Source organism: Terracoccus sp. 273MFTsu3.1 (assembly GCF_000383675.1).
Classification (GTDB): domain Bacteria; phylum Actinomycetota; class Actinomycetes; order Actinomycetales; family Dermatophilaceae; genus Terrabacter.
Genome location: NZ_KB911820.1, coordinates 620,805 through 633,875, shown reverse-complemented (window position 1 = coordinate 633,875; position 13,071 = coordinate 620,805). Strand labels below are relative to the sequence as shown.

General features: G+C 73.5%; 9 protein-coding genes. 6 read left to right on the top strand and 3 right to left on the bottom strand.

Features of this window, described 5'->3' with window-relative positions:
- Nucleotides 1–2 precede the first annotated feature (2 nt).
- Nucleotides 3–875, bottom strand: a complete 873-nt coding sequence (locus H283_RS0102900; protein ID WP_020142015.1) for a DNA-formamidopyrimidine glycosylase family protein — start codon at nt 873–875, stop codon at nt 3–5.
- 82 nt (nt 876–957) lie between these two features.
- On the opposite strand from H283_RS0102900, the gene H283_RS26440 reads away from it, so the two are divergent.
- Nucleotides 958–3,921, top strand: coding sequence for a glycosyltransferase (locus H283_RS26440; RefSeq protein ID WP_020142014.1), 2,964 nt, complete (start codon nt 958–960; stop codon nt 3,919–3,921).
- Here H283_RS26440 and H283_RS0102890 read toward each other — a convergent pair.
- Both H283_RS0102890 and H283_RS0102885 read right to left on the bottom strand, forming a co-directional pair.
- Nucleotides 3,866–5,080: a hypothetical protein gene (locus tag H283_RS0102890; protein WP_020142013.1), complete on the bottom strand. Its 1,215-nt coding sequence runs from the start codon at nt 5,078–5,080 to the stop codon at nt 3,866–3,868. The two genes, H283_RS26440 and H283_RS0102890, sit on opposite strands and share 56 nt — an antisense overlap.
- Nucleotides 5,081–5,090: 10 nt before the next feature.
- Nucleotides 5,091–6,779, bottom strand: coding sequence for a glycosyltransferase (locus H283_RS0102885; RefSeq protein ID WP_231372213.1), 1,689 nt, complete (start codon nt 6,777–6,779; stop codon nt 5,091–5,093).
- 409 nt (nt 6,780–7,188) lie between these two features.
- Between H283_RS0102885 and H283_RS27510 the strand changes: the two genes are divergently transcribed.
- Genes H283_RS27510 through wecC form a run of 5 tightly spaced genes read left to right on the top strand, consistent with a single transcriptional unit; the run spans nt 7,189 to nt 13,064 of the window.
- Nucleotides 7,189–8,886, top strand: coding sequence for a glycosyltransferase family 4 protein (locus H283_RS27510; protein ID WP_020142011.1), 1,698 nt, complete (start codon nt 7,189–7,191; stop codon nt 8,884–8,886).
- Entirely contained in the window at nt 8,883–9,806 is a 924-nt protein-coding gene (locus tag H283_RS0102875; RefSeq protein ID WP_020142010.1) for an ABC transporter permease, read from the top strand. Before H283_RS27510 ends, H283_RS0102875 begins: the two co-directional genes overlap by 4 nt.
- 1 nt (nt 9,807) lies before the next feature.
- Nucleotides 9,808–10,587: an ABC transporter ATP-binding protein gene (locus H283_RS0102870; RefSeq protein WP_020142009.1), complete on the top strand. Its 780-nt coding sequence runs from the start codon at nt 9,808–9,810 to the stop codon at nt 10,585–10,587.
- On the top strand, nt 10,584–11,786 hold the full coding sequence (locus H283_RS0102865) for a glycosyltransferase (RefSeq protein ID WP_020142008.1): 1,203 nt from the start codon (nt 10,584–10,586) through the stop codon (nt 11,784–11,786). Before H283_RS0102870 ends, H283_RS0102865 begins: the two co-directional genes overlap by 4 nt.
- Before the next feature lie 18 nt (nt 11,787–11,804).
- A complete protein-coding gene (gene wecC / locus H283_RS0102860) occupies nt 11,805–13,064 on the top strand; it encodes a UDP-N-acetyl-D-mannosamine dehydrogenase (protein ID WP_020142007.1) in 1,260 nt (419 codons plus the stop codon).
- Nucleotides 13,065–13,071 lie beyond the last annotated feature (7 nt).

Below are 13,071 nucleotides of genomic sequence, written 5' to 3'. Positions count from 1 at the left end.
GGTCAGTACGAGCGTCGCGACCGGGCTGCTCCCCGGTTCGAGCCGAGGGGCACCTGGGGCCGGCCGTCGTCGGTCGGTCCCAGACCGCCCTGGCAGCCCGGGCAGTAGAACATCGTGCGCTCGCGGGTGGGCTCGCCGATCATCGCGACGCGCACCGTGGCACCACAGCGCCGGCAGGGCCGACCGCTGCGCGCGTGGACGTAGTGGGCCTCGTCGAGGCGCTGGCTGCCGGTGCTCGACTGCACCGCGTGGCGCCGGCCGTTGTCGATGAGGCGGTGCGCCCGGGCCACGACCCGCTCGACGGTCTCGCGCCCGAGCTCGTCGGCCCGGCTCCACGGCGGCACCCGCTCGAGGAAGAGCGTCTCGGCGCACCACATCGTGCCGACGCCCGCGAGGTTGCGCTGGTCCAGGAGCGCCTGACCGACGGGGACGGGGGCACCGGCCACGTTGGCGACCGCTCGCCCGAGGTCCCAGTCGGGACCGAGCACGTCGGGCCCGAGGTGGCCCACGAGGTCGCCCTCGCGCGCGGTCGGCACGAGGTCGAGCATGCCGAGTCGCAGCCCGAGCGCGGTCCAGTCCGGGGCCGCGACGAGGGCGCGCAGCTGCGGGTTGCGCCGCCACCGGGCGGGCAGCCCGGGCGTCGCCTCGACGCGCCACTGACCCTCCATCCGCAGGTGCGAATGGAGGGTGAGGCCACCCTCGATGCGGTGCAGCACGTGCTTGCCGCGGCTGACGACCTCGAGCGTCGTGCGGCCCGTGAGGTCGGCCGTGGCGATCTCACCCGGCCAGCGCAGGTCGGACTCGACGATCTCGCGGCCGGCGAGGGCCTGGTCGAGGCGGGTGGCGGTGCGCCACACGGTGTCTCCCTCGGGCACGCCACCTCCTGATCACCGGTCGTTCACCTGCGCGGTCGCGCGCCCGTCCAGCCTATTCACATCGCGCGACTACCTTCGCCGGGTGCGTGACCTCTCCGTCGTCGTGTCCGCCCACGCCTCCTGCGACCGGGTGGCCGCGTGCCTCGGTGCGCTGGCGGCCCAGACCCTCCCGGCCGAGGCGTTCGAGGTCGTCGTCGTGCTGCACGGGCCGGGGTCGAGCGCCCGGGACGCCGTCGAGCGGGTGGCCCGGGGACCACTGGCAGGTCACGAGGTGGAGCTCGTCGACGCCGTGGCCCACTCACCCGGCGCCGCCCGCAACGGCGGCGTCGGGCTCGCGCGGGCACCGTGGACGACCTTCGTCGACGGGACGGACGTCGTCGCGCCGACGCACCTCGAGAGGTTGTATGCCGTCCGCCACCCCGAACGCATCGTCGTCAGCACGACGTCGGCGGGCGACGACGCCTCGCGGCACGTCGCGCCGCACCTCGCGCCCGCGGCGTTGCGCGGGCGGGGCGGGAGGCTCTACCCGACCCGGTGGCTCGTCGACACCCCGTTCGTCGAGGACCTGTGCGGCAGTGAGGACACGGTGCTCCACGGACAGCTGCTCAGCCGGTTCGACCGCCAGTTCACCGAGCTCGACCTGACGCCCGGTCCCCCCGCCGCACAGGCGGATCCGCCCGCTGCCGCTCTCGCCATCGACCCCGACACCGCCGTCCGGGCCCACCTGTCCGTCCTCACCGCCCTGACGACCGGCACCCAGGCCGACCCGGCCGACCGCACCGCGGTCACCAACGCCCTCACGACCGCCGAGCTCGCCGACCTCCGGCAGGTCGGCGAGCTCCATCCCGGCGGACCAGCCCACGTCGAGGCCGCGCTCCGTGGGGCCGGCATCCCCGGCATCACCTCGCTCGGGCCGACTCACGTCGACGGGACCGCCGACGGCTTCGGCCTCTTCCACACGCCCCCGTCCGGCGCCCGCTCGCTCGTCGTCGTCGCGGGCAGCGCCGGGTCCGTCAACGAGCACGCGCGGATGCTCGGCTTCCTCGCCCGGAGCGGCCACGGCATCCGCGTCCTGCACTACCGCGGGCGGCTCCAGCACGGCCTGCGCAAGCTCCCCGAGACGCACCGCGTCGAGGTGCTGCCCGCCTCCCTCGGCTGGATCGAGGCCAGGGTCACCGCCGGCGCGCCACGCCGCCGCCGGATTGCGCTCCGGGCCTCGCAGGAGGGCCTGCGCCTCGGTCGGCGTGCGATCCCCGAGCTCGTGCCCGCACGGCTCGCGGCACCCGCCTTCGGCCGGGTCGACACCCGCGCCGGCGCGCTGCTCGCCGAGCCGGGGACGCGGGTCGTCCTCGACCGCGCCGGCTCGACCCTGCTGCGCGCGTGGGGAGACGACAGCCCCGCCGTCGGCGCGCACGAGCTCGCCGGGCTCGTGCTGAGCACGGCGGCCAGCCAGCTGCGGGGGTCTCTCGCCGACGCGCACGCTGCCCGCGCGGCATCGCGCCTCCTGCGCGGCGAGGCCGTCCGCACCCGGGTCGAGCTCGACCCCGAGCTGTGGACGATGGTGATCTACCGGCTGCTGCGGGCCGGACGTCTCGAGGCCGCCACGGCCCTCCTCGATGACCGGGAGGCCCTCTTCGGCTCGCTCCCCCACCCGGCTCTCGGGGCGCTGCACGCCGTCCTCACCGGAGTCGACCCGTCGACCGTCGACGTCGTCGACGCCGCCCGTGTGACGCTGCGTCACACCGACGACGCGCTCGCCGACGGCGACCTCGACCGCGCCGCCTTCCTCACGACCGTCGCTCTCGACCTGCTCTTCACACGCCGGCTCCACACCGCCGAGACGCGCTCGGCCATCGTGTCCGAGCCCGACACCTTCCTCGCTCCCCTCCGCGAGACCGAGGTCGGCCGTCTGCTCGGCCGGCGCACGACCAGCCCGACGCAGCGGCTGTCGCGACAGCACCCGACCGACGTGGACCGCCCACGCGTCACCGTGCTGCCCGGCGCCTACCCGAAGTTCGCGGGGGCCGTCGTCGCCGGCCTCGGCGACCGGGCCGACGTCGAGGTGCTCGACCTCTCGGCCCGGCAGAAGCGCTTCGCCAACACCGGCGTCGACCCGGTGACGGTGCGCGAGCGGCTGCTCGCCGCGACAGGCCACCCTCCGGCGCTCGACCTCGCCACCGCGGAGGCGCTCTCGGCCGACGTCGTCTTCGTCGACTGGGCCGACAAGGGGCTGACGTGGCTCACGCAGGTCGTGCCGGAGGGGACGCGCGTCGTCGTGCGCCTCCACGGTGTCGACACCCTGAGCGCCTGGCTGCACACGGCCGAGTGGGACAAGGTCGACGACGTGATCTTCCCGAGCGACCACCTGCGGCGTGCGGCCGCGGCGGCGCTGGGAGGACGTCTGGACGGCATACGCCAGCACGTCGTCGCCAACCCCGTCGACGTCGAGCGTTACGTCCTGCCCAAGACCGAGGCCGCCCGCACGACGCTCGGCATGGTCGGCTGGGCGCAGCAGGTCAAGGACCCGCTGTGGACCCTCGACGTGCTCGCCGCGCTGCGGCGGCAGGATCCGCGCTGGCGGCTGCGGCTCATCGGCAAGGACTTCGCCGTCGACGACCCCAACCCCGTCGAGCGCGAGGCTGCGCGCGCCTTCCACGCCAGGCTCTCCGACCCGCTCGTCGCCGACGGCGTCGACTTCGTCGGCTACACGACGCGGCTGCCCGAGCACCTTCGCGAGGTCGGGTGGGCCGTCAGCTCGAGCCGCCGCGAGGGCTTCCACATCGGCCTCGTCGAGATGGCCGCGAGCGGCGCCGTCCCCGTCGTGCGCGACTGGCCGGTGTATGCCGGCATCGGCGGTGCGACGGGCCTCTTCCCCGCCGACTGGGTCTCGACCACTCCGGCCGAGGCCGCCGAGCGCATCCTGCGGGTCAGCGGCTCCGGCACCTGGGACGACGCGAGCGGGCGCACCGTCGACACGGTGCGCGACCGCTTCAGCGGGACGGACTCGGCAGAGCGGCTGCGCCGGATCGTGCTGGGAGAGCGCTGATCCGACGGAGCACCTGCACCGCCGCACTGACGTGCTCGATGGGCGATCGGTGGTCCAGCGGCTGCTCGTCCAACGCGCTGCCCTCCTCGACGACACCCCACACCTGGGTGCCGCTGCCTCGGTAGTCGCTCCACTTCGACGGCAGGAAGGGGTTCGGCGCCCCCGGCGGGCTCACGGCGTCGTTGACGAGGAGGCAGTCCATCCGGCGCGACAGGGCGAGGAACTCGAGGTAGCCGACGAAGGGCCCGACGCGGACGCAGTCGGCGAGTCCGCGACCGACGACGACGTCGTGCAGCTCCTCGGGCTTCGAGGTGAAGACGTGGAGCACGACGCGGTCACGCGCCTCGCGAGGGAGCAGCGTCAGGGCGTCGAGCACCCCCGAGACGCCGCGGTTGGCGTAGAAGTTGCCGAAGTAGCCGATATGCCTCCGGCCCGGGTCCAGCTGGTGCGTGGACGGTTTCGCGTCGTAGAGCTCGGCTGGTGGGGTCGGGTGCGGTGACACGACGGCGACCTGCTCCACCCGGGCCGCGAGCTCGCGGTCGTGGCAGCCCTCGAGCATGAAGTCGCGTTGGCGCGAGTTCGTGAACATCACCGAGTCGGCGAGGGCGAAGGCTGCGACCTCGCACCACTCGAACGCGTTGAGACCGGCCGGCGGGCGGAAGCCGGCCGCCTCGACGGCCGACCGCAGTCTCGCGAGGGTGCGGTCGTCGTGGGCCGGCGCCGCCCGCACCTGCCCGAGGACGTCGTGCGACAGCGGGTCCGAGAACTCGGCGTCCCACCGGAGCCCCGGGCGCGCGGACTTGAGCGCGACCGCGAGGAAGTGCGACGCGGCGAACTGCGCTCTGCTGTAGACGGACTCGTACTCGCCCTGCAGCGACTCCCAGCGGAGGAAGGTCTCGAGACCGAGCTCCTGGTAGTCGACGATCGAGCCCCACGAGCTGAAGGCCGTGCGCGAGGGCACGGCCGCGAAACGGCGGACGAGACCGCCGCACAGCTGGACGAGGTCCGGGTCCCGGTGACGGATCGAGTCCATGGCGTTGCAGATGACGTCGACGGGCTCGCCGCGGTCGTGGACGCGCTTGGCCGCGACGACCGCCGCGGTGTCGCTGTAGGGCGGGAAGCAGTACGACGCGACGAGGCGACGGGCGGGTGCGTTCATGGTGGGTCCCTCAGACGGTGACGTGGACGGTGGGGTCGCCGTGGAACGCGAGGACCCCACGGCGAGAGAGCAGCTCGACGTCCGAGATCGGCCACGTGTGGCCGTCCGGTGTCGACGCGCGCACCGACACGAAGTTGAAGCGGTCCGTCGAGTAGACGCGGCCGCCCTCGGCGCGCACCTTGTCGAGGAACGTCGTGTCGACCCGGCGCGGCAGGTCCTCGAACCGCAGCCGCGCGGCGACGTCGCGCTCGAGGAGCAGGGTGCCGCCCTGGACGAGGTCGACGTAGCGGTGCTCCGCGTCGGGGAAGCGCAGCAGCGTCGCCCCCGTGGCGGTGAGGTGCGCGTAGTGCGCCCACTTCCCGACGACGGCGGCGTCGGTGTAGTCGAAGGCGCGGACGAGGTCGCGGAGGTAGTGCTCGGCGTAGACGTTGTCGTCGTCCATCTTGGCGACGTAGCGCCCGGACGCGGCCTCGACGCCGGCGTTCATGCACGCCCCGAGGGTGTCGGTGGAGGGCCGCGCGACGACGACCACACGGCTCGGGTCGAGCCCGGCGGCCTCGACCCGACGACGCACGTCGTCGCCACCCAGCTCGAAACCGTGCGTCACGAGGACGAGCTCGGTCTCCGCATGGGCCTGGGCCGCGACGAAACCCAGCACGTGGTCGACCTGGCCGGAACGCATCGTCGGGACGACCGCCGAGATGCCGCGGTCGCGGGCCGGCGTCTCGAGGCCGACGGCGGCCAGCACGGTGTCGACGCGGTGCCCGTAGGTGTGGGCGTCGAGCACCCGGCGGTGGGCACGCAGTCCGAGCCGGTCGCGGTAGTCCTCGTGCTGGAGGAGCGCCCGCAGCTCGCGCGTCGTCTCCTCGGCGCTGCGGGAGACGCGGACCGTGTCACCGAAGAACGGCTCGACCGAGGCGGCCGGCCCGGAGAGCACCGGCGTCTGCGCGGCGGACAGCTCGAAGAGCCGGCGGGCGCACATCGTCGGCGACTCGGTGACGGAGTTGACGTTGAGGAAGACCTTGTAGGCCGTGTAGGCGCCGAGCATGCGACGGTACGGCAGGCTCCCGACGAGGGCTCCGGCATACGCCCTCGGGAACTGGTAGCGCGGGTCCCGCCCGGCGAGGCGGGAGAAGACCTCGAGCCCGAGCGGCAGGGCGGGCTCGAGGACGTAGGCCATCTGCTCGCGGCGCTCGTCGTGCTTGTCGGCGAAGTAGCTCCCGGCGAAGGCGACCTCGCGGGTGCGGCCGGCGCCGTGCCGCACCGGCGTGTGGATGCGGGGCTGGGCACCGAAGGGCAGCAGGCCGATCCGGGTGTGGCCGAGGTCGCGTTCGTAGTCCGGGATGCGCCCCGCGTCGACGGTGAAGACGTGGTCGAAGGGGCGGGCCGTCTCGACGAAGAGGTCGTAGTTGGGCGGATCCTCCTTGTTCCAGAAGACCGTCGGGATCCCTGTCGCCCGGCAGTGCTCGACGAGCGCGCGCAGCTCGGCGGACGGGCCGGCCTCGGTCGTCATGGCGAGGCGCCACGTGCCACCGTTGCCCGCCCACGCCGACTCGACGAACAGGAGGTCGACCGACCGTGCCGCGAGCTGGGCGCGCCAGTCCTGCGGCGTGACGCAGACCTGGGTCCACTCGTAGCCCAGGGCGAGCTGGGAGAAGTCGTCGAGGACGACCGCTGCGACGACCTCAGGACGTGCCACCGGACCACGAGGGAGCTCGGGCCGCGGCAGGTCGACGCGCAACCGCGCCGACCTCACCCGGGGTAGTCGCCGCTCGATCTCCGTGCGCACCTTGCGCGGAAGGGCCTGTCGCGCTTGGGGATCCCGGGCCGCCCGCACTGCTGCACTCCGAGCCCGGTCGAGGTCGGACAGCACTCGCTGCCGCGTGTTCACCACAAACTTCTCTCTCTGTTCGACTGACGTTCCGCCTGGGCCGGTCCGCCGTTGGGGGTGGGACTGCAACGTTCGGTGCGTGACCTCCAGACTCGGCGCCAGTGTGGCATCCGCGCTCGGCGCCCCCGGTCCACGCGATGCAACGGGGAGTCGAACAGTTGGTGACGTCCCGACCACGACGGCACTGCTCGTCGCCAACCTTCCCGTCGCCGCGTGCGTGGCCCGCTCCCACCTCGCCCGCAACCCGTGGCAGGCGGTGTGGGTCGGCGCCCGGGTGCTCCCGGCAGGCGCCCAGCGCGAGCTGAGCCGGCGCAGCCGCGGGCCGCTGTCCGTCATCGCCGCGGCGGCCTCCGGACAGCGCGAGCTCGCCCGGCGCCGCCTCACGGATGAGCTTCGTGGCGCGGGTCCCCGCCGGGCACAGCACCTCCTCGCGGCTGCGGCCGCGACGGGCCAGCTGGCCGGGATCGACGGCCCCGCAAGCGATTTCAGGAAGGCGACCACCGGGTCTGCCGCCGCCTACCTCGCGCACGCCGCGGGCGACGTCGGCGGTGCGCAGCGCGCCCTCGAGGGCCTGCGCAACCCGGCCGCCCGAGCGCATCGCCGCTGGCTCGTCGGCGAGCGCTCCGTCCTGACGGGCGCGGCCATCGACGGACTGCCCGCCGCGACCGACGGTCCCCGCCGGGCTCTGGCCACGGCCGGCCGCACCTCCGTCGTCCACGTCGTCACGAACTCGCTTCCCGAGGTGCAGGCCGGCTATACGGTGCGCACGCAGGGCCTCGTCTCCGCGCAGCGCACCGCCGGGATCGACGCCCACGTGTGCACCCCGCCGGGCTTCCCCGTGGCTCAGGGACACCTCGGCGCCGCGCCGTTCACGACGCTCGCAGGCGTGCCCTACCACCGCGACCTCGCGGCCGGACGCCGGCTCGACCTCCCGGACCGCCACCTGCAGGCGTATGCCGTCACGGTCGCCGCGCTCGCCCGCTCCGTGGGTGCCGACGTCCTCCACGCCCACTCGAAGCACGTCAACGCACAGGCCGCCCTGCTCGCCGGTCGGCGCCTCGGGGTGCCCGTGGTCTACGAGGCCCGTGGGTTCCTCGAGGACACGTGGCGCACACGCGGCGGAGACGCCGACAGCGACTTCTACCGCTGGACCCGCCGGACCGAGACGCGCTGCCTCTCGCTCGCCGACGCCGTCGTCACCCTCTCGCAGAGCATGCGTGACGACGTCGTCGCGCGCGGCGTCGACCCGTCACGGGTCCACGTCGTCGGCAACTGCGTCCCCGACGCCCTGCTCACCGACGTCGTCGACGGCGGGCCCGTGCGCCAGGCCCTCGACATCCGCCCCACCGACGTCGTCGTCGGCACGGTGTCGACCCTCAACGCCTACGAGGGCCTCGACGTGCTCCTCGACGCGGGTGGCCTGCTCGACGACGCCCGGCTCGTCGTCCTCGTCGTCGGGGACGGTCCCGCCCGCGAGCGCCTGACACGCCGCGCCGCCGAGCTGCGCCGGTCGGGCACGAGGACGCGCTTCGTCCTCACCGGACGGGTGCCGCACGGCCGCACCCACGAGCACCACGCGGCCATCGACGTCTTCTGCGTGCCCCGCCGGGCGACGCCGGTCACCGCCCTCGTGCCGCCCCTCAAGCCCTTCGAGGCGATGGCGCTCGGACGTCCTGTCGTCGTCACGGACCTCCCGCCGCTGCGCGAGCTCGTCGGACCGGATCGCGGGGTCGTCGTCAGCGGCGCCGACCCTGAGCTGCTCGCGCAGGCGCTGGGCGAGCTCGTCGCCGACCCGGGCCGTCGTCACCGGCTCGGGGCGAACGGACGCGACCACGTCGCGAGCGAGCGGACGTGGTCGGTGGCCGCGGCGGCATACGGACAGGTCTACGAGCAGGTGCAGGCGGTGGCGGCATGACGATCGGGCACAGCAACGTGGTGGAGGACGTCGAGGCGCCGGCGGCACGGACCGAGCCGGCACGGCTCACCCCCGAGGAGGCCGCGGCTCTGGCGCGCGGGGCCGGTCTCGAGGAGCTGGGCGTGCGACCGGGCCTGCTCGGCTACGCCCGTGAGGTGTGGAGCTATCGCCACCTCGTCTGGCACCTGTCGTCGGCGCAGGCCTGGGCGACGAACCAGAACAACTACCTCGGCCAGCTGTGGGCGGTCCTCAACCCGCTGCTCCTCGTCGGGTCCTACTACCTGATCTTCGGCCTGCTGCTCAAGACCCGCGGCGGCACGTCGAACTACATCGCGTTCCTCACCATCGGCATCTTCGTCTTCGGCTACTCCGCGAGCGCGATCATCGCCGGCTCGCGGGCGGTCGTCGGGCAGATCGGGCTCGTGCGCGCATTGCGCTTCCCCCGGGCCGTGCTGCCCATCTCCGTGACGCTGACCCAGTTCCTCGTCAACGTCCCGGCCTTCGCCGTGCTCATGGTCATGATCCCGCTCACGGGAGAGCCGTTCTCGCCGCATTGGCTGCTGTTCCCCGTCGCGCTCGTCTTCCAGAGCCTCATCAACCTCGGCCTCGCCTTCTTCCTCGCCCGCGTCGTCAACGCGGCCCGGGACTCGGCCAACCTCGTGCCGGTCGGCGTGCGCCTCGCCCGGTACGTCTCCGGCGTCTTCTTCTCGATCCCGCACTACGCGGGGCACGGCCTGCTCAGCGCGGTCCTGCTCTACCAGCCGCTCGCCGTCAGCATGACGACCGCCCGCGAGGCGCTGATGGACCAGTACCCGCTGACGTGGGGCAGCTGGGTCGCCGCCGCGGCCTGGGGCGTCGCGCTCAGCGTGACGGGAATCGTCTTCTTCTGGCGCGGGGAGGGTCGCTATGGAAGCAGCTGACGTGGCCGACACGACGTCGCCGAGCGTCGTGTGCTCGGGGCTCGACATCGTCTACACGGTCTTCGGGGCCAAGCAGAAGGGCACCGACACGGGCGGCGAGCTGCCGCTCGTCGAGCGCCTGCTGACGAAGCGCAACCCGGTCAGCTCGGTGCGCAAGGTGCACGCCGTCAAGGACGTCTCGTTCGTCGTCAACCACGGCGAGGCCGTCGGCATCATCGGTCGCAACGGGTCAGGCAAGAGCACGCTGCTGCGCGCCGTCGCGGGGCTCATGCCCCCGACGAACGGGCGCGTCTGGGCCTCCGGGCGCCCGTCGCTCCTCGGCGTCAACGCCGTGCTGCTCACGGGCCTGACCGGTGCGAAGAACGTCATGATCGGCGGTCTCGCGCTCGGCCTGACGCCGCGCCAGGTCCGTGAGCGCTACGACGACATCGTCGACTTCAGCGGCATCGGGGACTTCGTCAACCTGCCGATGAGCGCCTACTCGTCGGGCATGGGGGCGCGGCTGCGCTTCGCGATCTCGACGGCTGCCGCCCCCGACATCCTCATGATCGACGAGGCGCTCGCGACCGGCGACGCCGAGTTCCAGGCCCGCAGCCGCGACCGCATCGCCGAGATCCGCCGCGACGCGAGCACCGTCTTCCTCGTCAGCCACAGCAACGCGGCGATCCGCGAGTCGTGCGACCGCGTGCTGTGGATGGAGCAGGGCCGACTCGTCATGGACGGCCCCACCGACGAGGTCGTCCGCGCCTACGAGCAGTCCCACCGGAAGGCCACCGCGTGAGCCCCCGTGCCCCCGCACGCCCGCTGAGCGCCCTCGTCGTCACCGTCGTGCACCACCCGGAGGACGCCCGCATCCGGCACCGCGAGATCGGCGCGCTCCTCGACGCCGGGGTGCAGGTCACGTATGCCGCCCCCTTCGTCGCGCACGGGGTCGACCTCCCCGACGTGGCCGGCCTGCGCCCGGTCGACCTCCCGCACGCCACCGGGCGCTCGCGCGGCGAGGCGTTCCGCGCGGCCCGGCGCCTGCTCGCCCACGAGGCCCGCGACCACGACGTCGTGCTCGTCCACGACCCCGAGATCGTCGCCGCCGCAGCGGGTCTGCGTCTGGACAACCTCGTGTGGGACGTCCACGAGGACACCGCTGCCGCCATCGAGGCCAAGCCCTGGGTGCCGGCGCGGGCCCGCGCTCCCCTGGCCCGCGCGGCTCGCGCCATCGAGCGGCACGCCGAACGGCACCACGAGCTGATCCTCGCCGAGTACGCCTACTCCGACCGCTTCGAGCGCGACCACGTCGTCGTGCCCAACACGGTGCGCGTCCCCGCCACGGCGCCCCCGCCGGGGTCGTCGCGAGCGGTCTACCTCGGCTCGCTGACGATGGCCCGCGGGGCGGCGACCCTCCTGCAGACCGGACGCCTGCTCACGGTCGCGACCCGGGGCGAGGTCAAGGTCGAGATCATCGGCGGCGCCCGTGATGCCCGCACCACCGACACCCTCGACTGGGGCGTCAAGTGCGGCCACGTCGTGCACCACGGCTTCGTGCCGAGCGCGCGGGCCCTGCCGATGCTCGACGGCGCACTCGCCGGCCTGTCGCTGCTCGAGGACCGCCCGAACTACCGCCACTCGATGCCGACGAAGGTCATCGAGTACATGGCCCACGGCCTTCCTGTCATCACGACGCCGCTGCCGCTCGCGGCGGACCTCGTCGAGCGGTCGGGCTGCGGCATCGTCGTGCCCTTCGACGACGCCGAGGCCACGGCCGCCGCCCTCATCGAGCTGGCCCGCGACCCGGAGCGGCGCGCCGCCCTCGGACGCGCCGGACACGCATACGCCCGCGAGCACCACGACTGGAACGTCATCGGCCGCGACTTCGTGCGCCACGTCACCGACCTCGCCCAGCGGCACCGCGGAGTGGACGAGCCCCGTGACGTCGCCGCGCGACCCAGCACCTACGCCCACCCCGCCACTCACCAGCAGCACTGACAGCACAGGGAGAACCACATGTTCGAGGACGGAATCGCCGTCATCGGCCTCGGCTACATCGGCCTGCCCACCTGCGCCGCCCTCACCCGCCACGGCCTACGGGTCACGGGCGTCGACGTCAACGAGCGCACCGTCTCGGAGATCAACGCCGGACGCGTCCCGATCGTCGAGCCGAACCTCGACGTGGCGATCGCCTCGGCCGTCGCCGACGGCCTGCTCACGGCGACGACGACGATGCCCCACGCGTCCGTCTACCTCATCGCCGTGCCGACCCCGTTCACGGGTGACCACGAGCCCGACCTGCGGCACGTGCGCGCGGCGACCGAGGCCATCGCGCCGATGCTCCGTGGCGGGGAGGTCGTCATCCTCGAGTCGACGTCGCCACCCGGCACGACCGAGCTGATCTCCGAGTGGATCTCGGACCTGCGCCCCGACCTCAAGCTGCCCCACATGGGCGGCATGTCGGACGTCCACCTCGCACACTGCCCGGAGCGCGTGCTGCCCGGCCGGATCATGGTCGAGATCTTCTCCAACGACCGCATCGTCGGCGGGCTCTCACCCGAGTGCGCGCTGCGCGCCGCCGAGGTCTACCGGCTCTTCGTCACCGGCGAGATCATCCTCACCGACGCGAAGTCGGCCGAGATGTCCAAGCTGACCGAGAACGCGTTCCGTGACGTCAACATCGCCTTCGCCAACGAGCTGGCCGAGATCTGCGAGCACATCGGCCTCGACGTCTGGGAGGTCATCTCGATGGCCAACCACCACCCGCGGGTCAACATCCTCCAGCCCGGACCCGGCGTCGGCGGCCACTGCATCGCCGTCGACCCCTGGTTCATCGTCTCGGCCGCGCCCGAGCAGGCGAGGATCATCCGCGCCGCCCGCGAGACCAACGACGCCCGCCCGGGCACCGTCATCCGGAAGGTGTCCGACGCCCTCGTGGCCGCGGGCCGCGGGGACGGACAGGGCGCGACCGTCGCCTGCCTCGGCCTCGCGTTCAAGGCGGACATCGACGACCTGCGCGAGTCGCCGGCCCTGCTCATCACCGAGACGCTCGCCGCCGAGCTCGCCGGGGCCCGGGTCCTCGCCGTCGAGCCTCATGTCGACGCGTTGCCCCCGACCCTGGCCGCCCGGCCGAACGTCGAGCTCGCTGCGACCGCGGACGCCATCGACGAGGCGGACGTCGTCGTCCTCCTCGTCGACCACGCCGCCTTCCGGTCCATCAGCCTCGGCGACCTCCGCGGTCGCGAGCTCGTCGACACCCGCGGCCTCTGGCGCTGAAGGGGAT